This window comes from Pseudomonas graminis (assembly GCF_900111735.1).
Taxonomy (GTDB): domain Bacteria; phylum Pseudomonadota; class Gammaproteobacteria; order Pseudomonadales; family Pseudomonadaceae; genus Aquipseudomonas; species Aquipseudomonas graminis.
Genome location: NZ_FOHW01000001.1, coordinates 1 through 23675 on the forward strand (window position 1 = coordinate 1; position 23675 = coordinate 23675).

The 23675-nt window shown below is 62.4% G+C and carries 19 protein-coding genes and 1 pseudogene; 14 read left to right on the top strand and 6 right to left on the bottom strand.

Features of this window, described 5'->3' with window-relative positions; translation table 11 throughout:
• A pseudogene (locus BMY98_RS26600) lies at window positions 1–167 on the bottom strand (IS5/IS1182 family transposase); the annotation flags it as partial.
• Window positions 168–394: 227 nt separating this feature from the next.
• On the opposite strand from BMY98_RS26600, the gene BMY98_RS00005 reads away from it, so the two are divergent.
• From BMY98_RS00005 to BMY98_RS00035, 7 genes are all read left to right on the top strand, one after another.
• On the top strand, window positions 395–1315 hold the full coding sequence (locus tag BMY98_RS00005) for a DNA-3-methyladenine glycosylase family protein (RefSeq protein WP_074882990.1): 921 nt from the start codon (window positions 395–397) through the stop codon (window positions 1313–1315).
• A gap of 148 nt (window positions 1316–1463) precedes the next feature.
• Entirely contained in the window at window positions 1464–2003 is a 540-nt protein-coding gene (locus BMY98_RS00010) for a methylated-DNA--[protein]-cysteine S-methyltransferase (RefSeq protein ID WP_074882993.1), read from the top strand.
• A 91-nt stretch (window positions 2004–2094) separates the two neighbouring features.
• Entirely contained in the window at window positions 2095–2898 is an 804-nt protein-coding gene (locus tag BMY98_RS00015; protein ID WP_074882997.1) for an isocitrate lyase/PEP mutase family protein, read from the top strand.
• Between the two features lie 108 nt (window positions 2899–3006).
• Window positions 3007–3624 carry a transcriptional repressor LexA gene (gene lexA / locus BMY98_RS00020; protein WP_074882998.1) on the top strand — a complete coding sequence of 206 codons (618 nt, stop codon included), beginning with the start codon at window positions 3007–3009 and terminating at the stop codon, window positions 3622–3624.
• Entirely contained in the window at window positions 3624–4241 is a 618-nt protein-coding gene (imuA, locus tag BMY98_RS00025; protein WP_074883792.1) for a translesion DNA synthesis-associated protein ImuA, read from the top strand. Before lexA ends, imuA begins: the two co-directional genes overlap by 1 nt.
• Window positions 4242–4248: 7 nt before the next feature.
• Window positions 4249–5676, top strand: a complete 1428-nt coding sequence (locus tag BMY98_RS00030) for a Y-family DNA polymerase (protein ID WP_074883000.1) — start codon at window positions 4249–4251, stop codon at window positions 5674–5676.
• Window positions 5673–8774, top strand: coding sequence for an error-prone DNA polymerase (locus BMY98_RS00035; RefSeq protein ID WP_074883003.1), 3102 nt, complete (start codon window positions 5673–5675; stop codon window positions 8772–8774). Before BMY98_RS00030 ends, BMY98_RS00035 begins: the two co-directional genes overlap by 4 nt.
• Before the next feature lie 56 nt (window positions 8775–8830).
• On the opposite strand, the gene iolG is transcribed toward BMY98_RS00035, so the two are convergent.
• Both iolG and BMY98_RS00045 read right to left on the bottom strand, forming a co-directional pair.
• A complete protein-coding gene (iolG, locus tag BMY98_RS00040; RefSeq protein WP_074883006.1) occupies window positions 8831–9829 on the bottom strand; it encodes an inositol 2-dehydrogenase in 999 nt (332 codons plus the stop codon).
• A gap of 58 nt (window positions 9830–9887) precedes the next feature.
• On the bottom strand, window positions 9888–10913 hold the full coding sequence (locus BMY98_RS00045) for a LacI family DNA-binding transcriptional regulator (RefSeq protein ID WP_074883009.1): 1026 nt from the start codon (window positions 10911–10913) through the stop codon (window positions 9888–9890).
• A 217-nt stretch (window positions 10914–11130) separates the two neighbouring features.
• Between BMY98_RS00045 and BMY98_RS00050 the strand changes: the two genes are divergently transcribed.
• A complete protein-coding gene (locus BMY98_RS00050; protein ID WP_074883012.1) occupies window positions 11131–11982 on the top strand; it encodes an urea carboxylase-associated family protein in 852 nt (283 codons plus the stop codon).
• A 54-nt stretch (window positions 11983–12036) separates the two neighbouring features.
• Here the strand turns inward: BMY98_RS00050 and BMY98_RS00055 are convergent, their stop codons facing one another.
• Window positions 12037–12438, bottom strand: a complete 402-nt coding sequence (locus tag BMY98_RS00055) for a hypothetical protein (protein WP_175514127.1) — start codon at window positions 12436–12438, stop codon at window positions 12037–12039.
• Window positions 12439–12727: 289 nt separating this feature from the next.
• Here BMY98_RS00055 and BMY98_RS00060 point away from each other — a divergent pair, with 289 nt between their 5' ends.
• The 3 genes from BMY98_RS00060 (at window position 12728) to BMY98_RS00070 (ending at window position 15931) form a co-directional block, all read left to right on the top strand.
• The gene (locus tag BMY98_RS00060; RefSeq protein ID WP_074883018.1) at window positions 12728–13738 is read left to right on the top strand and encodes a zinc-binding alcohol dehydrogenase family protein; all 1011 of its coding nucleotides are present in this window, start codon (window positions 12728–12730) and stop codon (window positions 13736–13738) included.
• An 11-nt stretch (window positions 13739–13749) separates the two neighbouring features.
• Complete coding sequence (locus BMY98_RS00065) at window positions 13750–14880, top strand: mannitol dehydrogenase family protein (protein ID WP_074883021.1); 1131 nt, start codon at window positions 13750–13752, stop codon at window positions 14878–14880.
• 343 nt (window positions 14881–15223) lie between these two features.
• Window positions 15224–15931, top strand: a complete 708-nt coding sequence (locus BMY98_RS00070; RefSeq protein ID WP_074883023.1) for a FadR/GntR family transcriptional regulator — start codon at window positions 15224–15226, stop codon at window positions 15929–15931.
• Between the two features lie 250 nt (window positions 15932–16181).
• Here BMY98_RS00070 and uxuA read toward each other — a convergent pair whose 3' ends face one another.
• Window positions 16182–17225 carry a mannonate dehydratase gene (gene uxuA, locus BMY98_RS00075; protein ID WP_074883796.1) on the bottom strand — a complete coding sequence of 348 codons (1044 nt, stop codon included), beginning with the start codon at window positions 17223–17225 and terminating at the stop codon, window positions 16182–16184.
• Between the two features lie 336 nt (window positions 17226–17561).
• Between uxuA and BMY98_RS00080 the strand changes: the two genes are divergently transcribed.
• Window positions 17562–18851 (top strand): MFS transporter, encoded by a 1290-nt coding sequence (locus BMY98_RS00080; RefSeq protein ID WP_074883026.1) that lies wholly within the window; start codon window positions 17562–17564, stop codon window positions 18849–18851.
• A gap of 776 nt (window positions 18852–19627) precedes the next feature.
• Here the strand turns inward: BMY98_RS00080 and BMY98_RS00085 are convergent.
• Window positions 19628–20527, bottom strand: coding sequence for a LysR family transcriptional regulator (locus tag BMY98_RS00085; RefSeq protein WP_074883028.1), 900 nt, complete (start codon window positions 20525–20527; stop codon window positions 19628–19630).
• Window positions 20528–20708: 181 nt separating this feature from the next.
• Here BMY98_RS00085 and BMY98_RS00090 point away from each other — a divergent pair, with 181 nt between their 5' ends.
• Both BMY98_RS00090 and BMY98_RS00095 read left to right on the top strand, forming a co-directional pair.
• Window positions 20709–22052 (top strand): MFS transporter, encoded by a 1344-nt coding sequence (locus BMY98_RS00090; RefSeq protein ID WP_074883799.1) that lies wholly within the window; start codon window positions 20709–20711, stop codon window positions 22050–22052.
• A gap of 45 nt (window positions 22053–22097) precedes the next feature.
• Window positions 22098–23372, top strand: coding sequence for a glucarate dehydratase family protein (locus BMY98_RS00095; protein ID WP_074883031.1), 1275 nt, complete (start codon window positions 22098–22100; stop codon window positions 23370–23372).
• Window positions 23373–23675: the final 303 nt, after the last annotated feature.

The window sequence follows — 23675 nt, forward strand, 5'->3', positions numbered from 1 at the left end:
CGTCCGTTGCCCTTGGGAATAGCTTTATCGAACCCCAGAACCCTGAGATCCAAGCGAGAAACATAGGCATCAATGACCCGAACAAGATGGTCTTCGGGAATGACTTCATCGATTGAAACCGGAAACAGGCTGGTCTGGTTTCGAGATTCGCCCTGGATGTACGCCATAAGAAAATGCCCCGCATCTTTCGATGCGGGGCATTTTCTTAGATCTGAGGCAGGTTGGCTAGGTTTTCACACAGTCTGTACAGATAGAGCGCGATTCCATGTGGGACCGGCTTCAGGCGGGAAGAGGTCAGTTTGCTCACCCTCAATCTGCGTTTTAGCCCGAAAAATTTGTGCCCCTGCATTGATTACGCTAGCGTCAGCCGACCCTGACTGCCGGCGGTTCGCCCATGCTTCAACCTTTCCAGCCCCACGCCTCGCGCCTGATCCCTTTCAATCAGCCGTTTGACTGGCAGCGCATGCTCGATTTCTTCGCGGCGCGGATGACGGCGGGTGTGGAGGCGGTGGTCGATGGGGTGTACATGCGCAACATCGAGTTCAAGGGCAGCCAAGGTGCCTTGACGGTGGAACTGGCGCCGGACGGGCAGCATCTGCTGGCGACCGCTCACGGCGAGGTGAGCCAGCACATCGATCAGTTGATCGCGCCGGTTTCACACATGTTCGATTTGTACGCCGAACCGCAAATCATCGACCAAGCCCTCTCCCAAGACCCGTGGCTGGCCTCACTGGTGCGGCGTCGCCCGGGGATGCGCGTGCCGGGGGCGTTTTCCGGGTTCGAGCTGGCCGTGCGCACGATCGTCGGGCAGCAGGTCAGCGTCAAGGGTGCGACGACGATTGTCGGTCGCCTCGTCCAGCGGGCCGGAGTTCAGGTCAGTGAAGGTCTGCATGAACAATTGGCCTGGCGCTTCCCGACGCCAGACGCCGTCGCGCAGGCGAACCTGGACAAGATCGGCATGCCCGGCAAGCGCGTCGAGACCCTGCAGCGTCTCGCAGGGTCGGTGGCCAGTGGCGAGCTGTCCCTCGACGTTCGCCATGGCGACATTGGTGATGTACGGCGACAGTTGCTGGCCATGCCCGGCATCGGCCCCTGGACCGTGGAATACATCGCCATGCGCGCCTGGCGTGACCCGGACGCCTGGCCCGCCGCCGATCTGGTGCTGATGAATCTGATGACCCAGCAAGAGCCATCGCTGCTTCGCCTGCCGCAGCACAAGGCGCGGGCCGAAGCCTGGAAGCCCTGGCGCGCCTACGCCGCCATTCACATCTGGAATTCCGCGGCGGATGTGGCGGGCAAGCAGAAGGGCGGTTGACCGGGGAGTTTGAGCGCAAGAACCGGGTGGTTCGTGCAGGGCGCGCGAGTAGTATGTCGTCACTCGCGCGCCCGGACGATCGCGGATGATCTCGGCGCGCAGTTGCCCGGACAAGAGCCAGAACAAAAAACAGAGCAGGAGCCAGACGATGACCTTCACCTACCGCTTTATTGATTCCCCGGTCGGTCAGTTGAAGCTGATCGCCAAGGGCCCGCGTCTGGCCGCCGTGCTCTGGCAAAACGACCGCCCGAACCGCGTGTTGCTCGGGGCGATGAGTGAAGACGCCGGCAGCGATGTGCTGGACCGAACCGAGCGCCAGCTCGCTGAGTACTTCGCCGGGCAGCGTCAGCGTTTCGAGCTTGAGCTCGAATTTCATGGCACTGAATTTCAGCAGAACGTCTGGCAGGCCCTGCTGACTATTCCCTTCGGCGAAACCCGCAGTTATCTCGACATAGCCCTGCAGATCGGCAATCCCGCCGCCGTGCGCGCCGTCGGTGCCGCCAATGGCAAGAACCCGATTTCCATCATTGCCCCGTGCCACCGAGTGATCGGCAGTTCCGGTGCGCTGACCGGTTTTGCCGGTGGCCTCGACGCCAAGCACCTGCTGCTGACGCTTGAGGGTTATCAGCCGGTACAGCGGGGCAAGCGCGTCAAGGCGGTGGCTTCGACCCAGGCGTCACTGTTCTGAATCAATCGCTTCACGGTTTACGCAAAGCTTCACGCAACACGCCGCTTGAAAACGTACGCAACGGCCGACCCTTAAATCAATGGAGATGATCATGCCCGGTTCCGCTCAGACGTTTCGCTCACTGCACCACCAATCCACCGTTTTGCGCCTGCCCAATGCCTGGGACGCGGGGAGCGCTCGACTGTTCGAAAGCCTTGGCGCCACCGCCATCGCAACCACCAGCGCGGGAGTCGCGTGGGCGCAGGGTTATGCCGATGGCCGGGTGTTTCCGGTGGACATCGCGGTAAGCGTCGCCGCCAGCATCGCGCGGCTGATCAAGGTGCCCCTGTCGGTCGACATCGAAAACGGCTACTCGGACGACCCGCAAACCGTCGCGGAAAACGTCAAGCGGGTGCTGGATATCGGCGCGGTCGGCATCAATATCGAAGACGGTTCAGACGCGCCGGAGCTGCTCGTCCGCAAGATCGAGGCGATTAAAAACATGGCCGCCCGCAACGGGCTGCACGTCTTTATCAATGCTCGCACCGACGTTTATCTGGCGAGTCTGGTTCCTGAACATGCGCGGGTCGAAGAGACCCTGAAGCGCGGCCAGAAGTACCGGGAAGCAGGGGCGGATGGTCTGTTCGTGGCGGCCTTGGTGGACGTCGAGCAGATCCAGGCCGTCGTTGCAGGCATTGATCTGCCTATCAATGTGTTGGCGCGACAGGGCTTGCCTGCCGCCGAAGCGCTGGCGCAACTGGGCGTACGCCGCTTGAGCGCCGGATCCAGCATCGCCCAGACCTTGTGGGGACAGGCCGAGCAACTCGCAAGGGGCTTTCTGGAGGAAGGGCGTTCGGAAACGGTCATCGAGACCAGCCTCGCGTATCCGCAGATTCAGGCGCTGTTTGAGCGCTAGGCAGGGCTTTTGAGCAGGGTGGCAATTACCGGGATTCGCCGCTCTGTTACAAAAATGGCAGCCGGATCGACAGGAGGCGCTGGTCAGGTTTAGTCGAAAAGAGTACAAATGTGCTCCATGACGACCCTATCCCCAAAACGCGCTGCCATCCTCACGTTCATTCGTGACCGCATCGCCCACAACGGCCAGCCTCCCAGCCTGGCTGAAATTTCCGAAGCCTTCGGTTTTGCTTCCCGCAGCGTTGCGCGCAAGCACATCGTGGCGCTGACCGACGCCGGCTTGATCGAAGTCGTCGCCAATCAGGCCCGCGGTATCCGCCTGATGGAAACCCGTCCGCGGCCGCAAATGCTCGACATTCCCGTGCTCGGTCGAGTGGCCGCCGGTGCACCCATCGGTCCCGACCTCGACAATCACGACACCTTCACCCTGGACAGCCGCACCTTCATGCGCGTCCCGGATTACCTGTTGCGGGTGAGCGGGGATTCGATGATCGACGACGGCATCTTCGACGGCGATCTGGTAGGCATCCTGCAAAGCGCCGAGGCCCGCGACGGGCAGATCATCGTGGCCCGGCTGGACGGCGAAGTGACCATCAAGCGCCTGGAGCGCGGCGATGATCAGCTGCGCTTGCTGCCGCGCAACCCGGCGTATCAACCCATCATTGTTCGGCCCGATCAGGACTTCGCGATCGAAGGCGTGTTCTGTGGCCTGGTGCGCCGGGAATGATGGGCGCGGTGGTCAGCCTCGACGCGCTGCTGGACGAGCGACGCGTCTGGAAGGGGCGTCAGCAGGTCCCTTCGGTTGCCGCGCAGCCCACCGGCCATGCCGCCCTTGATGCGGCGTTGCCCATGGGAGGCTGGCCCCCTGCGGCGATGACCGAAGTGCTGGTCGCGGCCAACGGCAGCGGTGAACTGCGGCTGATGTGGCCGACCCTGGCCCGGCTCGCTGACAGCGGCGAACGCATCGTGCTGGTTGCGCCTCCTTTTTTGCCCTATGCCCAGGCCTGGCAGATGGCAGGCATCGACCTGAGGCAGTTGTCCATCATTCACGCCAGCGAGCGCGATGCCTTGTGGGCGGTCGAGCAATGCCTGCGTTCGGGCAGTTGCGGCGCGGTGTTGTGCTGGCCGACCAAGGTCGACGACCGTGCCTTGCGCCGGTTGCAGGTGGCCGCCGAAACCGGTGAAACCCTGGCCTTTGCCTGCCGCGGGCATGAGGCGGCAGCCAACCCGTCTCCGGCCGCGCTGCGTATTGCCATCGACGCGCGCCCCAGTCAGTTGCGGGTGCTCAAGTGTCGAGGCGGGCTGGCGCCGTCCTCCCCCGTTCCGTTCACCGCTGACGCTTGAGGTTGCCATGCTCTGGGCCTGTGTCCTCCTGCCGCAGCTGGCGCTGGACGGCGTCATGCGCCGTCGCGAAAACCCCGAAGAACCGCTGGCGCTGATCAGCGGCACCGCTCAGCGACGGGTGCTGCAGACGGTCAACCCGGCCGCCCGCGCCATGGGCCTGCGTGCCGGCCAGTCTCTGACCGCGGCCCATGCCATGACCCGAGAATTCGCCACCGTCGAATACGACCCGGACGAAACCGAGCGCTGGCATCGTCTGCTTGCGGCCTGGGCCTACCGTTTCAGTTCCCATGTCAGCCTCAAATACCCGCGCGTGCTGTTGATGGAAGTTGAATCCAGCTTTGGCCTGTTCGGGCCGTGGCCGGTGTTCGAAGCACTTCTGCGTCAGGAACTGACCGAGCTGGGCTTCACCCACCGCATCGTCGCGGCGCCCAATCCGCTGGCGGCCCGCATGCTCGCCAACGCCCATGATGGTCTCGCCGTGTGCGATGGCGACTCACTGCATGAGGTGCTGGCAGAGATGCCGGTCAACCGCATCGGCCTGCCAACCGAGGTGGCCACCTCACTGGCGCGCATGGGCCTGCATCGCGTACGGCAGGTTCAGGCGTTGCCCCGTGACACGTTGGCCCGGCGTTTTCCGGCAGCCGTGCTGCAACACCTCGACACGCTGTTCGGGCGCAGGCCCATGGGGCTGGAGTGTTATGTGCCGCCGGACCGTTTTGATACGCGCATCGAGCTCAACTTCGACGTCGAATCCCACCAGGCGCTGCTGTTCCCGCTCAAGCGCATGATTGCCGATCTGGCAGTGTTTCTGGCCGGGCGCGACAGCGGCGTGCAACGTTTCGTGATTCATCTGGAGCACGTGCCGAGTGTGGGCAGCGTTGCGCCGGACACGCAGATTCCCGTCGGCCTGCTCAGTGCCGAGCGCGAAGCCAATATGCTGTTCGAGCTGGCGCGCGGGCGTCTGGAGCAAGTCGAAGTGCCGTCCCCGGTACGCGCGTTGCGATTGCAGGCCAAGGACCTGCCGGCCTTCGTGCCCACCCACCGCGAGCTGTTCGACGACCGTCCGCAGCAGACCATGCCGTGGGAACAGTTGCGCGAGCGCCTGCGTGCACGGCTTGGGGATGAAGCGGTGGCCGGCCTGGGTTTCAATGCCGACCATCGCCCGGAACACGCTTCGTTGCCCGCTTCCCCGAGCAAACCGTTGGCGCTGACCCATAAAGTGCCGCGTCCTGGCTGGCTATTGCCCGAGCCCGAACTGCTGACCGAGCCCGGCCTGCGCGTGCTGGCCGGGCCTGAGCGTATCGAGTCGGGCTGGTGGGACGGCGGCGACGTGCGGCGCGACTATTACCTCGTCGAAACCCGTAACGGCCAGCGCGGCTGGGCGTACCGCAGCGTTGGCGACAGCAGCCTGTTGCTGCACGGCTGGTTCGCATGAGTGCGGGATACGCCGAGCTGCATTGCCTGTCGAACTTCAGCTTTCAGCGCGGGGCATCGAGTGCGAAGGAGTTGTTCGAGCGGGCAAAGCTCCATGGGTATCAGGCGCTGGCCATCACCGATGAATGCACCCTGGCGGGCATCGTGCGTGCGTGGCAGGCTGCCAAGGAATGTGAGCTGCCATTGATCATCGGCAGCGAAATCACCGTCGAGAACGGGCCGAAAATCGTTTTGCTGGTGGAGAATCTTGCCGGCTACCAGGCCTTGTGCCGCTTGATCACCCAAGGCCGACGGCGCAGCAAGAAAGGCGAATACCGCTTGCTGCACGAGGACTTTCAGCAGCCAGTCGCAGGGCTTTTGGCGCTGTGGCTGCCGGATCTTGATCAGGACATCCCCACCAGACGGGAGCAAGGCAACTGGCTGCGCGGGATCTTTCAGCAGAATCTGTGGCTGAGTGTCGAGCTGCATTGCGGTCCGGATGACCGAAAGCGCCTCAATACCTTGCTCGGCATGGCGCGGGCCATGGCGATTCCAGCCGTCGCCAGTGGCGACGTGCACATGCACGCCCGCGGTCGTCGGGCGTTGCAGGACACCATGAGCGCCGTCCGCCATCACACCACCGTGGCCGAAGCGGGGCATCGGCTTTTTGCCAACGGCGAGCGGCATCTGCGCCCGCTCTCGGTATTGAGCGAGGTTTACCCGGCGAGCCTGCTGATTGAAACCTTGAACATCGCCCGGCGCTGCACCTTCGATCTCAGTGAATTGCGCTACGAATACCCCCACGAACTGGTGCCGCCTGACCAGTCACCCAGCAGTTGGCTGCGGCATCTGACCGAGCAGGGCGCCAGCTGCCGCTGGCCTCATGGCGTGCCGGAAGTCGCCCGCAGCAACATCGAAAAAGAGCTGAAGGTCATCGCGGCCAAGCGGTACGAGAGTTACTTCCTCACGGTGCACGACATCGTCAGCTTCGCCCGCGAACAGCACATCCTCTGCCAGGGCCGAGGTTCGGCGGCCAACTCGACGGTGTGTTTCGCTTTGGGCATCACTGAGCTGGACCCGTCAAAAAGCAATCTGCTGTTCGAGCGTTTCATCTCCGAAGAGCGCGACGAGCCCCCGGACATCGACGTCGATTTCGAGCACGAACGGCGAGAGGAAGTCCTGCAATACGTGTTCCGTCGCTACGGCCGGGGCAGGGCGGCGCTCACTGCTGTTGCCAGTACCTACCACGGTGCGGGTGCGGTCCGGGATGTGGCGCGCGTACTCGGTTTGCCGCCCGACCAGATCAACGCTTTGGCCGACTGCTTCAGCCGCTGGAGCGACAGCATGCCGCCCGCCGAACGCCTGCGCGAATGCGGGTTTGAGCCTGACAGCCCGATTCTGCGCCGGGTGCTGACCTTGACCGGTGAACTCATCGGCTTCCCCCGGCATCTGTCCCAGCACCCCGGCGGCTTTGTGATTTCCGAGCATCCGCTGGAAACCCTGGTGCCCGTGGAAAACGCCGCCATGGCGGACCGCACCATCATTCAGTGGGACAAGGACGACCTCGATCTGGTGGGCCTGCTCAAGGTCGATATCCTCGCCCTCGGCATGCTCAGTGCACTGCGCCGTACCTTCGATCTGGTCAGGGGCTATCGAGGGTACGACCTGACTCTCGCGACCATCCCCGCCGAGGACAAACCCACCTACGACATGATCAGCCGCGCCGACACCATCGGCGTGTTCCAGATCGAGTCGCGGGCGCAGATGTCCATGCTGCCTCGGTTGAAGCCCAGCACGTTCTACGACCTGGTGATCGAGGTGGCCATCGTCCGCCCCGGGCCGATTCAGGGTGGCATGGTCCACCCGTACCTGCGCCGCAAGAACGGCGAAGAGGCGGTGACGTACCCGTCCGAAGAGCTGAAAGTGGTGTTCGAGCGCACGTTGGGCGTGCCGCTGTTTCAGGAGCAGGTCATGCAACTGGCGATCGTCGCTGCTGATTATTCCCCCGGGGAGGCGGATCAACTGCGCCGTTCCATGGCCGCCTGGAAACGCCACGGCGGTCTTGAGCCCCATCGCATCCGCCTCAGCGAGCGCATGAAGGAAAAGGGCTACCCGGACGAGTTCATCCAGCGCATTTTCGAGCAGATCAAGGGCTTCGGCAGTTACGGCTTCCCGGAATCCCACGCCGCCAGCTTCGCCTTGTTGACCTACGCCAGTTGCTGGCTCAAATGCCACGAACCGGCGGCTTTCACCTGCGCGCTCATCAACAGCTGGCCCATGGGCTTTTACAGCCCGGATCAACTGCTGCAGGACGCACGGCGCCACCAGATCGACGTGCACCCGGTGGATGTGCGATACAGCGACTGGGACTGTTCGCTGGAACCGGTGGCCGGCCGGGAATACAACCAAAACCTGGCGATCCGCATGGGGCTGCGCATGATTCGCGGCTTCCGCGAGGAGGACGCCAGGCGTATCGAGCAGGCGCGTGGCATACGTGATTTCAAGGACGTGGCCGATCTGTGCATCCGCGCCGAACTGGACAATCGGGCTCGTGCCGCGCTGGCGGATTCCGGCGCGCTGCGGGGTCTGGTGGGGCATCGGCATCGGGCGCGCTGGGAGATCGCGGGCGTCGAGATGCAGCGTCCGTTGTTCGGCGACGACTGTTTTGGCGAAGAGGCCCAGGTCGCGCTGCCGTTGCCCAGTGTCGCCCAGGACCTTGCAGCCGATTACGACACCCTCGGCACGACACTCGGTCCGCACCCGCTGGCCTTACTGCGCCATAAACTGGCGGCGAAGCGTTTTCGCAGTTCAAAGGATTTGCTGGATGAAGAGCACGGCCGCAGCTTCAGCGTCGCCGGGCTTGTCGTCGGTCGACAACGGCCCGGCACCGCCAGCGGCGTTACATTTGTCACCCTGGAAGACGAACACGGCATGATCAACGTGGTGGTCTGGCGTGATCTGGCCGAGCGTCAACGCAAGGTGCTGGTGGGGTCGCAGTTGATGCAGGTGTTCGGCAAGTTCGAATTCCAGAAGGGCGTGCGCCACATCATCGCCCAGCGATTGTTCGACCTCACGCCGATGCTCACCGGGCTCGACGTGCGCAGTCGGGATTTCAAGTGAACCGCAAGGCGTTCATCGTGCCGGCAAGCGGGTACCGGCGATGAACACCTTGGGATTCAGATCTCCACCTTCACAGCCCGACCGGTCTTGATCGACTCGATGGCGCAGTTGGCCAGATGCAAGGCCCTCAACCCGTCGCGGGCGTTGGTCGGCAGGGTCTGATTGCCGCGCACGGCATCGATGAACTGGTTCAGTTCGATGCGATACGAAGCGGCGTAGCGTTCGAGGAAGAAGTTCTCCAGCGGCTCGCGCACTTCGGTTTGCGTGGCGCTGTAGCTGCGCACGGTGCTCGGGCGATGGTTGTCGTTGAGGATCATTCCTTTTGAGCCGAACACTTCCAGGCGCTGATCGTAGCCATACACCGCTTCGCGGCAGCAATTGATGTGGCACTGTTTACCGGAAGCGGTGCGCAGCAAGACCATCACGCTGTCGTAGTCATCGATCTGCGCCAGTGCGGGCTCCACGAGGCGGCTGGCGATGGCGATCACTTCGATGGGTTCTTCGCCGAGCAACGTACGTGCGGTGTCGAAGTCATGAATGGTCATGTCGCGGAAGATGCCGCCGGAGTGGGTCAGGTACTCCACCGGTGCCAGCCCCGGATCACGGCTGGTGATCACCACCTGGCGCACCTCGCCGATGTCCCCCCGCGTAATGGCTTTGCGCATCTGCAGGGTGTCCGGGTCAAAACGGCGGTTGAAACCGAGCATCACCTTGCCGTTCAGGCGCTCGATCTCTTCCACTGCGCGGGCGGCTTTGGCGAAATCCAGGTCAATGGGTTTCTCGCACAGCACCGGTTTGCCCAGCTTCACCGCCCGCAGCATCAGGTCGATGTGGGTGTCGGTCGGCGTGCCGATGACAATCGCATCCACATCGTCACGTGCAATGGCCTCGGCGCAATCGTAGGCCGCAGCGCAGCCCAGCTTGCCGGCGAGGATGTCGACGCCTTCGCGCCATGGGTCGGCGATCACCGACAGTTGCACGTTGGGGTTGGCGGCCACGTTGGCGGCGTGAATGTTGGCGATACGGCCTGCGCCGAGGACAGCGATGCGTAGCATGGGTGGATCTCCGGGATTGTTGTTATGGAGTGATCGGCGTAACGGGTGCGGCTGCACATCAGTGCGTCAAGTTGAAGGGTGTAACGACCTGCACGTGGGAAACGGGAATCGGCACCGCTTTCCACAAGCGATGAAACTGCAGGATGTGCAGAAACGCGTTGCGGGCGTCGACGTGCAGGTTGTGATCGATGATCGCGGCGATTTTTTCTTCCGCCAACAGTTGTCGGTTTTCCTGATCGAGGTCGTGCCCGATAAATACATTCAGGGGGCGATCCAGTGCGGCGAAGGCGTCGACGATCGCGCGGTTGCCGCCGCCGACGCTGTAAATCGCCTTGATCGACGGGTTGTCCTGCAGCGCTTTGGTGACTTTTTCAAAGGTCGGCTCATGCACGCCAAACCCGCCGGTGACGTCGACGACGCGCAGATGGGCCGCACGGCTGCGCAGCCAGGTGCGGAAACCCATTTCCCGCTCTTCCTCGCCGCGAAACAGCTCACTGCTGATCACCACCGCCACGTCTTGTGCTTGCTCGTCCAGCCAGCGCGACATCAGGTACGCCGCCGTTTGCCCGGCCGTGCGGTTGTCCATGCCGATGTAACCGATACGCTCACTCTGGGGCAGGTCGGAAACAAACGTCACCACCGGCACGCCCGCTGCCGTTGCTTCGTTCACCGCTTCGTTGATCGGCAACTCATCCGCGGCTTTGATGATCAGGCCCTGACTGCCTTTTTCGACGCAACGCAGAATCAGCTCGTACATCTGCTGCGTGCCGATTTCCTGATACAGGTGGAAGCGCGGAAAGATTCGAAACGGCGCCAGACTGCCGAGCTGCGCGAGAATCGCTTCCTGCACCGCATCGCTGAAGCGTTTGGGCGTGTGCAGGATGACGTCGATATGAAAAGTGCGGCCCACCGCAGGCCCGGACTTTTCCTGGGCTTCGAGTTCTTCGAGGGCTTGGTGAATACGGCGGTGGGTCTGGTAATGCACGCTGCCGCGCTGATGCAGGACGCGATCGACCGTCGCCTTGCTCACGCCGGCTTGAGTCGCTATCTGCTTGATGGAGAAACGTCTGGCGCGGTCGAGCATGTGAATCCCCTGAAGCCTCTCGGTGAGGTCTTGTTGAGGTCGATTCGGGGCCTCGATGAGGCTGTCGCAATGCTAATCGCTGTTCTATTACTTGTACAGGTGGAAATTAAATTCCAAATAGCCGGCTGTGGTTCTGCTGATCGAAGCGCCCAGTACCCTTGGCACGGGCTGTGCTGTGCTCAATTCGTCAGATGAAACTCACTCGCCAGGAGCACCCATGTACAAAGACTATCCCGCTGCGTATCAGGTCAGCAAAGGCTCGGCTCTTCAGATCGACACGGCGTTTTATGAGCGCATCCGCGAGGCGCAGGACAGCCGCACCCTGGTCGAGCAGTTCGAAGTGCCCATCCGCACCGGCCGGGCGTGGAAGGTCAAGGCCGGACAGGTGTTCCGCGTGACCACCCCGGTGGGCCCGCAAGTGGGCGACTTCAACGTCTGGAGCGCCGATGATCCGCGCGAGCGCATGTGGGCCGCGCGCACCCGGCAATTGCAGGGCGCCCATGTCACCACCCGCGACCGGTTGTGGTCGAACCTGCCGTTCCTGCGGCCGATGGTCACCATCACCGACGACAGCCTCGCCAGTTATGGCATCGACGAACACGGCGGTCGGCTGCATGACCTGCTCGGTACGCGGTGCGATCCCTACGTCAACAAGATGCTCACCGGCGAAGACTTTCACCACCACTGCCATTCGAATCTGACCCGCGCCGTGTTGCCCCATGGCCTGACCGAATTTGACGTGCACGACGTGCTGAATATCTTCCAGTGCACCGGTTTGAATCACGACGACCTGTATTTCATGAAAGCCTGCCCGGCAAAACAAGGGGATTACCTGGAGTTCTTCGCCGAAATCGACCTGCTCTGCGCCTTGTCGACGTGCCCCGGCGGCGACCTGTCCCTGCCGATGTGGGGCCCGGATGCCCAGGACCAGCTGACTGTTTGCCGGCCGCTGGGTGTCGAGATCTACGACATTGACGCGGCGTTGCTGCAAGACTGGGAGCAGCCCAAACGAGCGGCGTACAACGGCTTGCATGGCCTGAAGATCGACAAGGCGGACTGGGAGAAGTGAGGCCGTAGTGAGGCGGGTCTTGCAGTGACGGATCCTGCGGGCAGGTCACCGCGTTCAGGCATCCCGAAACAAGTCATGGGCGTCGAGCAGGCGCCAGGCGATCTCCGGGGTCTTTTCAAGCCCCCGGCGTATGGCGGCGGGGATGGCGGCGCGGGTCTTGCGGCACATGCCGGGCAGTTCGGCGATGTCGATGACCATGCCGCGCATGCTGCGCACTTCATTGAAGCCCGGCGCGATGTCCAGGCGGATGCCGAGCTGGTCGAACATCCGCGTTTGCAGGCGCTGCAGATCTTCCACGCTGGCGATATTTTCCAGGCGTTCGAGCAGCCGCTTCTCTTCCTGGCGGGTCAGGCGGAGGATGCGCACATCAGCACCGTCCAGCGCCAACAGCCGCTCGCGGTCGCATTTACAGGCGCCGGGCGGGCAGGGCGAGCGGATCGGCAATGGGGAAGTCATGGGCTGCGATCATAACCATGGGTTGTGGGGATTTACAGCCCATGGCGTGGGCTATCGCGACGAGACGTTGAAGCGCTTATTTGGTAAGGCCAATGATGTAAAAATTTAATTGGTCTTGCCAATGTCCGTGGGGCTGTGTAGTTTTTTCCTGCACCCTCGGACCCTCCATTGCAACTGCGGTCCGTGCTTCCAGAATCCATCCGCCACCCACAACAACAAGATCACTGCCCGGCAACCTGCGGCTCTGGCCGTTTCAGCAATGTCGGCGTGCCTGGTCTGGAGAGAGAAGATGCTCACCGTCGTCTGCGAAAAACCCGGTTCCCTGCTGGCCCTCGACCGTCCGAAACCTGAACGCGCACCGGGCGAAACGCTGGTCCGCATCAAGCGGGTCGGGGTCTGTGGCACGGATCTGCACATCTTCAACGGCAACCAGCCGTTCCTCGAATACCCCCGGGTCATGGGCCACGAGTTCTCCGGCATCGTCGAGCAAAGCGAGGCGGGCAGCGGTCTTGAGCCTGGCGACGTGGTGTATGTCATGCCGTACCTGTCCTGTGGCGACTGTATCGCCTGTCGTCAGGGCAAGACCAACTGCTGCGTGCGCATTCAAGTGCTGGGCGTCCACCGCGACGGCGCATTCACCGAATACCTGAGCCTGCCCCACGGCTTCGTGCTCAAGGCCGGCGGGGTGACGCTGGATCAGGCGGCCATGATCGAATTTCTGTCCATTGGTGCCCACGCGGTGCGTCGCTCGGACGTGCAATCCGGCCAGCGCGCGCTGGTGGTCGGCACCGGCCCGATCGGCATGGCCGTGGCGATTTTCTCCCGCCTGCGGGGCGCCAAAGTCACCGTGCTGGACACCCGCGAGGATCGCCTGACGTTCTGCAAGCAGCACCTGCAGATCGACTCGGCCGTGCTGATTGGCGAAGACGACAAGCAGCAACTGGAGCAGCTGACCGAGGGCGAATTCTTCGATGTGGTGTACGACGCCACGGGCAACGCCAAGGCCATGGAGCGCGGTTTCGAGTTCATCGCCCACGGTGGCAAATACGTGCTGGTGTCCATCGTTCGCGACACCATCAGCTTCTCCGACCCCGAATTTCACAAGCGCGAAGCGACGCTCATGGGCAGCCGCAACGCCACCGTCGAAGACTTCCGCTACGTCGAGCAATGCCTGCGCGACGGCCTGATCCCGGACGCCGCGCTGAATACTCACCGCATGGCCCTGAGCGAGGTGACCGAGCGCTTCACCACGCTGCTCGACCCTGCGCAGCGCGTCGTCAAAGCCATCGTCGAATGCTAGGAGACGCGGGCATGAGTGCAACCCCGTTCACCCCCATCCTGCAGTTCGGTACCAGCCGTTTTCTTCAGGCCCATGCCGATCTGTTCATTTCCCAGGCGCTGGAGAAGGGCGAAGCGCTGGGCAGAATCACCGTCGTGCAAACCACCGGCAGCGCCGACAGCGCGCAGCGGGTTGCGGCACTGGCCGGTGGCACGGGTTATCCGGTGCGCATTCAAGGCGCGGAAAACGGCCGCACGGTGGATGAAGAGCTCTGGTCGACATCGATTGCCGGGGCGCTGCAAGCCGGCCCCGATTGGTCGGTGATTCGTCAGGGGATACGGCACGACGTGCAGGTGGTGATTTCCAATACGGGCGACAAAGGCTACCTGCTGGATGCGACGGACAAGGCGTCTTGCCTGGTTGCCGATGCGCCGACGCCCCGGAGTTTTCCGGCGAAACTGCTGGTGTTGCTCCATGACCGCTGGCAGACGAATCCTGATGAGCCGTTGTCGCTGTTTCCCTGTGAGCTGGTTTCACGCAACGGCGATGTGCTGCGTGACCTGATCATTCAGCTCGCGACGGAGTGGGGCATCGACACCGGTTTTGCCCACTATCTGCGCGACACCTGTCGATGGGCGAATTCTTTGGTCGATCGCATCGTCTCGCAGCCCATCCAGCCGGTGGGTGCCATTGCCGAGCCTTACGCGATCTGGGCGATTGAGCGTCAGCCGGGGCTGGTGCTGCCGTGTACGCACCCTTGCCTGGTGGTGACGGATCAGCTGGAGCAGTACGAGCAGTTCAAGCTGTTCATGCTCAATCTCGGGCACACCTGGCTGGCGGAACGTTGGTTGAAAGATGGCCGGCCTGAGGGTGAGACGGTGTTTCAGGCAATGAATGATCCACTGCTGCGCGAGAGTCTGGAGGACCTGTGGGAGCGGGAGGTGCTGCCGGTGTTTGCAGCGAAGGGGCAACGGGATCAGGCCCGGGATTATCTGGCCAGCGTTCGTGACCGTTTTCTCAACCCGTTTCTGCAGCACCGGATTGCCGACATCGCGCAGAACCACGAAGAGAAGAAACGCCGCAGGTTCTTGCCGGTGGTGGAGATGGGGCAGGGGATTGCCGGGCTGGAGCAGCCGAAGCTCAAGGGTGCGTTGGCGGATTGATGCCGGCTGGCACACCACGCACCAAATAGTGGGACCGGCTTCAGCCGGGAAGACGGCAATTGGCACATCGCAAAATTGAGGGTGAACGCACCGGCCTCTTCCCGGCTAAAGCCGGTCCTACTAAATGGGATGCATGCATTGATGATCGTCCCCACGCTCCGCGTGGGAATGCCGCCCGGGACGCTCCGCGTCCCCTCGTGTGACGCAGAGCGTCAGGGGATGTGTTCCCACGCGGAGCGTGGGGAACAATCATAAATTAAGGTTGTTCGCAGACTGCAGGCCACCCAGCAAGGCATCCCAATGCCTGTGATATCCTCCGGCGCATCCTGATGGAACGTGATTGATGACCGCGCCAAGCCCTGCACCCGAACGCCGCCTGTACCAGATCACCGCCGACCGTTTGCGCGAGCACATTCGCAAGCATGGCATCGTCCCCGGTGCGCGGCTGCCTCCCGAGCGCGATCTGGCGCAGTTGCTCGGCGTCTCTCGTCCGTCCCTGCGCGAAGCCCTGATCGCTCTGGAAATCGAAGGCAGCGTCGAAATTCGCATGGGTTCCGGCATCTACGTCTGTGAGCACCTGCTGGGCGTCAAAGGCAAAACCCGCACGCTGGGAGAGAGCCCGTCCGAGCTGATGCAGGCCCGGGCGCTGATCGAGGGCGAGAGTGTGATGCTGGCCTGTCTGCACGGCAGCAAGGCTGATTTTCGCTACCTGCAGGGCTGCATCGACAAGATGCGCGAAGGTGCGCTCAAAGGTGTGCCGGCGCTGGACGACGACCGCAAATTCCATCAGCGACTGGCGAAAATGAGCGGCAACTCCACCCTCGTGCGCATCATCACCTCGTTGTTCGAAGAGCGTTACAGCCCGCTTACCGCCCACGTCAGCGAACACTCCGAAACCACCGAAACCTGGGCCATGGCCGTGGCCGAGCACGAAGCGATTCTGCACGCGGTTCAGACCCGCGACCTGATCGGCGCCCAGACCGCCATGCGCGAACACCTGCGCCGCTCCGAAGCGCGCTGGCTGGACGGGATGGATGCGGAGTTGCGTTAGAGCGAGTGGCTCGGGCGAGTCCCTCGGCGCTTCGTGACACCCTGGACGCCTTCTCACTCTGGCTTAACGCTGAATGACCTGTGATCCGGATCAAACTGTAGGAGCGCGCTTGCCCGCGAACGCGTGAGTACAGACGCTGAAGATGCGTCGAATGTATCTACGATTTCGCGGGCAAGCGCGCTCCTACAGGTCGTGTCGCTTCTGAGGGCGGTTTCCGATCCAGGATATCAAGCTCAATAAGCTACGAGCCTCACGCCATCGTCTTGCGAATCCCTTCCCACAAGCCATTCAAATACACCGCGCCTAGCGCACGGTCGTACAGGCCGTAGCCCGGCTTGCCGGTTTCGCCCCAGATCATGCGTCCGTGGTCGGGGCGGTAATACCCCTCGAAACCCGTTTCTACGTATGCCTTGACGATCTCGGCCATGTCCAGCGAGCCGTCTTCGGAGCGGTGCGCGGTCTCGTAAAAATCACCGGCTTCGTTGACCTTCACGTTGCGCAGATGGGCGAAGTGAATGCGCCCCTGACCGCCGAATTCCCGCACGAGCGAGGGAATGTCGTTGCCCAGATCCGCGCCGAGTGAACCTGAACACAGGGTCAAGCCATTGGCCGGGTCATCCACCATCGCCAGAATGTGCGCCAGGTCCTCGCGGTTCTTCACCACCCGTGGCATGCCGAACATCGAACGCGGCGGGTCGTCCGGGTGCAGGGCCATCTTGATGCCGGCGTCTTTGGCCACCGGAATGATGCGCTCCAGAAAGTACGCCAGCCGTTCGCGCAAAGTGGCTTCATCGACCTGGGCATATTCGTTGATCAGCGCGCGCAGGACTTCCGGCTCATAGCTGACGTCCCAGCCCGGCAGGGTGATGCCGTTATCGAGGTTCGCCTGCTCGATCACCGCCACGTCGAATGCCAGGGTGGTCGAACCGTCCGGCAACTCCATGGCCAGGGTCGATCGGGTCCAGTCGAACACCGGCATGAAGTTGTAGCAGACCACTTTGATCCCGCAGGCCGCCAGGTTGCGCAGGGTCTGGCCGTAGTTGTCGATCAACTGATCGCGGGAAGGCAAACCGCGCTTGATGTCTTCGTGGACCGGCACGCTCTCGATGACCTCCAGCTCAAGCCCGTGGGCATTCACCGTGGCCTTGAGGGCGGCGATCTTGTCCAGCGGCCAGACCTCGCCCACCGGAATGTCGTAGATCGCCGAGACCACGCCGGTCATCCCGGGGATCTGGCGGATGTAGGGCAGGGTGACGGGATCGCTGTCGCCGAACCAACGGAAGGTCATCTTCATTGCGCAGTCCTTGTTGTTATGGGGCAGGCCGCTCAAGACCGCCAGTGCTTCACCACCAGCGGCCCGATATGGCGTGCGCAGCAGCATAGATTGGTCAGGCCAAATTATGCAAACCCCGACCGTCGAGTCGTAAACTGGCAAATAAATCGCCTTTTCGATTTCCCTAACCCGGTTTGCGGGTCTAGTATCGGCTGCATTCGGATATTTGGTCAGGCCAATTCTGCCGTTCTCCAGGGGATGCGTTATCCCTCGCCGAGCAGCGCGTGAATCAGGGCCCGGGCGCTATACGAAGCTCTAACGACGTCTTACTCATAAAAATAATTAGGAGGACTCGCCATGCAGAAAGGGCGCTGGTTGGTAATTTTTCTGTGCTTCCTCGCGGTGGCCATCAACTACATCGACAGGGCCAACCTCGCGGTTGCCGCCCCCTACATCCAGAAAGAGCTCGCCTTGGGCTCAGGGCAAATGGGCCTGCTGCTCAGCGGCTTCTTCTGGACCTACGCACTCATGCAAATGCCGTTTGGCTGGTTCGTCGACAAGGTCGGCGCGCGCATCGCGCTGCCCCTCGCGGTGGCCTGGTGGTCGCTGTTCACAGCGGCAACGGCGGCGGCCAGCAGCCTGGCATCGATGTTCGGATGCCGGCTGATGCTCGGCGTGGGGGAGGCGGGGGCGTATCCGTCCTGCGCAAAAATCGTCAGCCAGTGGTTCGATGTCAAGGAGCGCGGCTTTGCCACCAGCATCTTCGACAGCGGTTCGCGGGTCGGCTCGGCGCTGTCCATCCCGCTGGTGGCGCTGATCATCGAGCTGTGGGGCTGGCGCGCGTCGTTCATCATTACCGGCGCAGTGGGTCTGATCTGGGTTGTGGGCTGGTTCCTGATCTACAAAGAGCCTCAAGCCGTTGCGGCCATCGAGCAACACGAAGCGGGCAAGGCGGCCACACTCGCCGCGCGGCCGAAAGTGAAATGGGCGTCGCTGTTTCGTCACCGCACCCTGTGGGGGATGATGCTGGGCTTCTTCTGCCTGAACTTCGTGATCTATTTCTTCATCACCTGGTTTCCGACCTACCTGGTCACCGAACGGGGTTTCTCGCTGAAATCCCTCGGCACGCTGGGCACCATTCCGGCGGTGGCGTCCATCGTCGGCGGCTGGATTGGCGGGCTGACGTCCGACGCGCTGTATCGCCGGGGCTGGAGCCTCACTGCGGCGCGCAAGACCTGCATCGTCGGCGGCATGCTGATGTCGTCGAGCATTTCCCTGTCAGTGTTCGTGGATAGCACCTGGGCGATGCTGGGCTTTTTCAGTCTGGCCTACGCAAGTCTGGCGTTCGCCGGCGCGAGCATCTGGTGCCTGCCAGCCGACGTGGCGCCATCGCCTGCTCACGTGGCGTCGATCGGTGGTATACAGAACTTTGCGTCGAACACCGCCGGGATCTTCATCACCACCTTCACCGGTTTCATGCTGGTGATCGGCAACGGCTCGTTCACCGCGCCGCTGCTCACCGCCGGGGCGTTTGCGCTGTTGGGGGCGTTCAGCTATCTGTTCATTGTCGGCAAGATCGAGCCGTTTTCCACGACGCCGGAGGGTGCCGCGCCGCTGGACACGCCAGCGGTCGCCCAGCGCACCTGAGTGTTGAAACGGATGCGGGCCTCACTTCTGTGGTGTGCCCACTGACGCTTTCCCGGCTAAAGCCGGTCCCACAAGTCGGCGTTCCGGCCAGTCCCATTGAATGCACGCGGACGCTTTAGTGGGACCGGCTTTAGCCGGGAAGAGGCCAGCGCAGGCACCGTCACCTTTGCGGTGTAACCACTGACGCTTTCCCGGCTAAAGCCGGTCCCACAAGCTGGCGTTCCAGCCAGTCCCATTGAATGCACGCGGATGCTTTAGTGGGACTGGCTTTAGCCGGGAAGAGGCCAGTGCAGGCACCGTCACCTTTGCGGTGTAACCACTGACGCTTTCCCGGCTAACTGACGCTTTCCCGGCTAAAGCCGGTCCCACAAGTCGGCGTTCCAGCCAGTCCCATTGAATGCATGCGGATGGTTTAGTGGGACTGGCTTAGCCGGGAAGAGGCCAGCGCAGGCACCGTTACCTTTGCGGTGTAACCACTGACGCTTTCCCGGCTAAAGCCGGTCCCACAGGTCGGCGTTCCGGCCAGTCCCGTTGGATGCACGCGGATGGTTTAGTGGGACTGGCTTAGCCGGGAAGAGGCCAGCGCAGGCACCCTTACCTTTGCGGTGTAACTACTGACGCTTTCCCGGCTAAAGCCGGTCCCACAGGTCGGCGTTCCAGCCAGTCCCATTGAATGCACGCGGATGCTTTAGTGGGACCGGCTTTAGCCGGGAAGAGGCGAGCGCAGGCACCCTCACGTTCGCGGTGTGATTGATGGGTTCCCGGCCGCATCCTCTTCACACCCCTTCGGCTTTCACCGCCGCGCGAATTGCCTCCAGCAGCATCTGGCACGCCGGGTTGTCGTTGTCAGACCGCCAGACAAGGTGCAGCTCGCTCTGCACCCCTTCACCCAGATCGATGTCGCGAAACGTCACGCCCTTGAACACCACATTGGTGGCGCAGCGCGGCACCAGCGCCAGGCCCATGCCGGCGTTCACCAGTGCCAGAATGGTCAGTGACGAACCCAGCCACTGCACGTACTCGGGCGCTACTTGCGCCGAGCGAAACATGCCGGTGAGCAATTCGTTGAACGGCGGGTAGGCCGAGTGCGAATACATCAGGAAAGGCTGAGCGTCGAGGTCCTGCACGCTGATGTGCCGGGCGTTCGCCAGCGGATGACTGCTGGGCACGGCGAGCACGAACGGTTCGCGGACCAGGCATTCGGTTTCATAACCGGGCTGCAGCAGCGGCGCGCGCACGATGCCCAGATCGATGCGCCGGGCGCGCAGGGCTTCGTGTTGCTGATAGGTATTGAGCTCAGTCAGGGAGATTTTCACGTGGGGCTGGTTCTGCCGGGCTTCGGCGATCACCCGTGGCAGAAACTCGTACACCGCGCTGCCGACGAAGCTGATGGTCACCGAGCCGATGTCGCCTTCGGCAAAGCGTCGCGCCGCGATGGCCGCCTGATGCGCGCGCTCCAGCAGCGTCTGCGCTTCGATGAAAAACGCCCGACCCGCCGCGGTCAACGCCACGCTGCGGGTGTTGCGGTTGAACAGCTGAACGCCCAGTGAATGCTCCAGTAGCTGGATCTGCCGACTGAGGGGCGGCTGGGTCATGTTCAGCCGTTCGGCAGCCCGGCGGAAGTTGAGTTCGGTGGCGACGGTGGTGAAGCAGCGCAGTTGGGCAAGCTCGAACATTGATCTATTCCGGGTATCAATCAACAGTCAATCTAGATTAGACGGGAACAATGTGCCGGTCCATGATCGGTTCACTACCTGCATTTCCCACGCTCATCCCAAAAAAAATACAAAGACCGGGAGTCGCACCTTGAACCGCACCGTTCCCATCAGTGAACCCCTTCACAGCGCAGATCCCACCGTGCTGGCCCGCGCGGCCGCTAAAGTGAAGCGCCATGTGTTGCCGTTGTTCGTGATCATGTTCATCGTCAACTACATCGACCGGGTCAACATCGGCTTCGTCCGCAGCCACATGGAAACCGATCTGGGCATTGGCGCTGCAGCTTACGGGCTCGGCGCCGGTCTGTTCTTCGTCGGCTACGCGCTGTTCGAAGTCCCGTCGAACATGCTGCTGCAACGGTTCGGCGCCCGCGCCTGGCTGACGCGCATCATGTTCACCTGGGGCGCAGCGGCGATGGCGATGGCCTTCGTGCGCGGCGAAACCAGCTTCTATGTGCTGCGCTTCATCCTCGGCGCGGCAGAAGCGGGGTTCTTCCCGGGCATCATTTATTACTTCACCCAGTGGCTGCCTTCCAGCGAACGCGGCAAGGCCATGGCCATCTTTCTCAGCGGCTCGGCCATTGCGTCGGTGATCTCCGGGCCGGTGTCCGGCGCCTTGCTCGGCGTCAGCGGCATGAACCTGCACGGCTGGCAGTGGATGTTCATCATCGAAGGCTTCGCCTCCATCGCATTGTGCGGCTTCGTCTGGTTCTGGCTGCAGTCCCACCCTCGCGAGGCGAAATGGCTGAGCGAAGAAGAGAAGGGCGCATTGATCAGCGCCATCGACGCCGAACAGCGCGCCCGGGAAGCGGCGCAAGTGGTAAAGCCGTCGATCTTCAAGCTGCTCGCCGACCGGCAGATCATGCTGTTTTGCTTCATCTACTTTTCCGTGGCCCTGACCATCTACGGCGCGACGTTCTGGTTGCCGAGCATGATCAAGAAGATGGGCAGTCTCACCGATTTCGAAGTCGGCCTGTTCAATTCGATCCCGTGGATCATCTCGATCATCGCCATGTACGGCTTCGCGGCGCTGGCCGCACGGTTCAAGCATCAACAGGCGTGGGTCGCGGTGACGCTAGTGATTGCTGCCTGCGGGATGTTCATGTCCACCGTCGGCGGGCCGATCTTCGCCTTCGTCGCCATCTGCTTTGCGGCCATCGGTTTCAAGGCGGCGTCGGCGCTGTTCTGGCCCATTCCCCAAGGCTATCTGGACGCGCGCGTCGCAGCGGCGGTGATTGCGCTGATCAATTCCATCGGCAACCTCGGCGGCTTCGTGGCGCCCACCGCCTTCGGCTTTCTGGAGCAGAAGACTGGCTCCATTCAAGGCGGCATGTACGGCCTGGCGCTGACCTCGCTGGTGGCGGCCGTGGTGATCTTCTTCGCCCGTACCACGCCGAAGGGCGACCCACACCGCCCAAAGCCTGAAGACGCTGGGCCGCTGCACGCAGCCACCTCGCTCAGCTCACCGTCAAGCGTTAAACCCTAGCCCCAAACTCTTAGCCTTAACCCCTGATTGATCGGGAGAAGTCATTTGAAAATCACACGTGTCACCGTCACCCCGATTGCCTTCCGCGATCCGCCGTTGCTCAACGCCAGCGGCATCCACGAGCCGTTTGCCCTGCGCTCGATCATCGAGGTAGAAACCGACAACGGCTACCTCGGCCTCGGCGAAAGCTACGGCGATGCGCCGGCCCTGGCGATTCAACAGCAGTTGCAGAGTCAGTTGATCGGCATGGACCCGTTCAACCTCAACCAACTGCGGGCGGTGGTTAAAGCCACGGTGGCGGCTAACAAACCCACTTCGGTAGCGGGTGCTGAATTGGCGCCGGGCTCCCACGCCAGCAAGGCGGTGAGCAATGCCTATTCGGCGTTCGAAGTCGCCTTTCTGGATGTGCAGGCGCGTTCGATGAACCTGCCGCTGGTTGACCTGCTCGGCGGCGCCGTTCGCGACCGCGTGCCGTTCAGTGCGTACCTGTTCTTCAAATACGCCCAACACGCCGACTCGCCTTACGCGCCAGACAGCTGGGGAGAAGCGCTAAGTGAAGAACAGATCGTCGCCCAGGCGCGGCGGATGATCGAAGCCTACGGCTTCAAAAGCATCAAGCTGAAAGCAGGGGCGCTGGACCCGGAACACGAGGTGTCGTGCATCAAGGCGCTGAAAAAGGCCTTTCCGGGCTATCCGCTGCGCATCGACCCGAACGGCAACTGGTCCCTGGAGACCTCGATCCGCATGGCCGAACTGCTCGGCGACGACCTGCAATACTACGAAGACCCGACCCCCGGGCTGGAAGGGATGGCCGAACTGCATAAGCGTACCGGCCTGCCGCTGGCGACCAACATGGTCGTCACCGACTTCGACGAATTCCGCCGCAGCGTCGCGCTGAACAGCGTGCAGATCGTCCTCGCCGACCACCATTACTGGGGCGGCCTGCGCGACACCCAGGCGCTGGCAAAAATGTGCGACACCTTCGGCCTCGGCGTTTCCATGCACTCCAACTCCCACCTGGGCATCAGCCTCATGGCCATGACCCACGTCGCCGCCGCCGTCCCCAACCTCGACTTCGCCTGCGACACCCACTACCCGTGGCAAGAACCGGACGAAGAAGTCATCAAAGGCGGCAAACTGCCCATCATCGACGGCTGCGTCCACCTCACCCGCGAGCCCGGGCTGGGCCTTGAACTGGACTACGACCAACTGGGCAAACTCAACGACCAGTTTCTAACGTGCGGCATTCGCCAGCGGGACGATGTGCGGCAGATGCAGAAATACAAACCGGAGTGGAAGGCGGTGAAGCCGAGGTATTGAGGTGGGGGTGGGAGCTATCAGCGGGCATGAGGCCGAAACACGGGATGACGCGGAGCGTCACGGGATGCATGCCCACGCGGAGCGTGGGTACGATCAGCGTTGGGCAGCGAAATTACCGTTGTCCATACCGGCCTCTTCCCGGCTAAAGCCGGTCCCACTAAAAAGCAACGCGTGCAGTCAGTGGGACCGGCTTCAGCCGGGAAGCTTTTGATCTGCTCTTGATCTGCTCTTGATCTGCTCTTGATCTGCTCTTGATCTGCTTTTGCTTTGCTTTTGACCTGCTTTTGATCTTCCTGCGCAGAA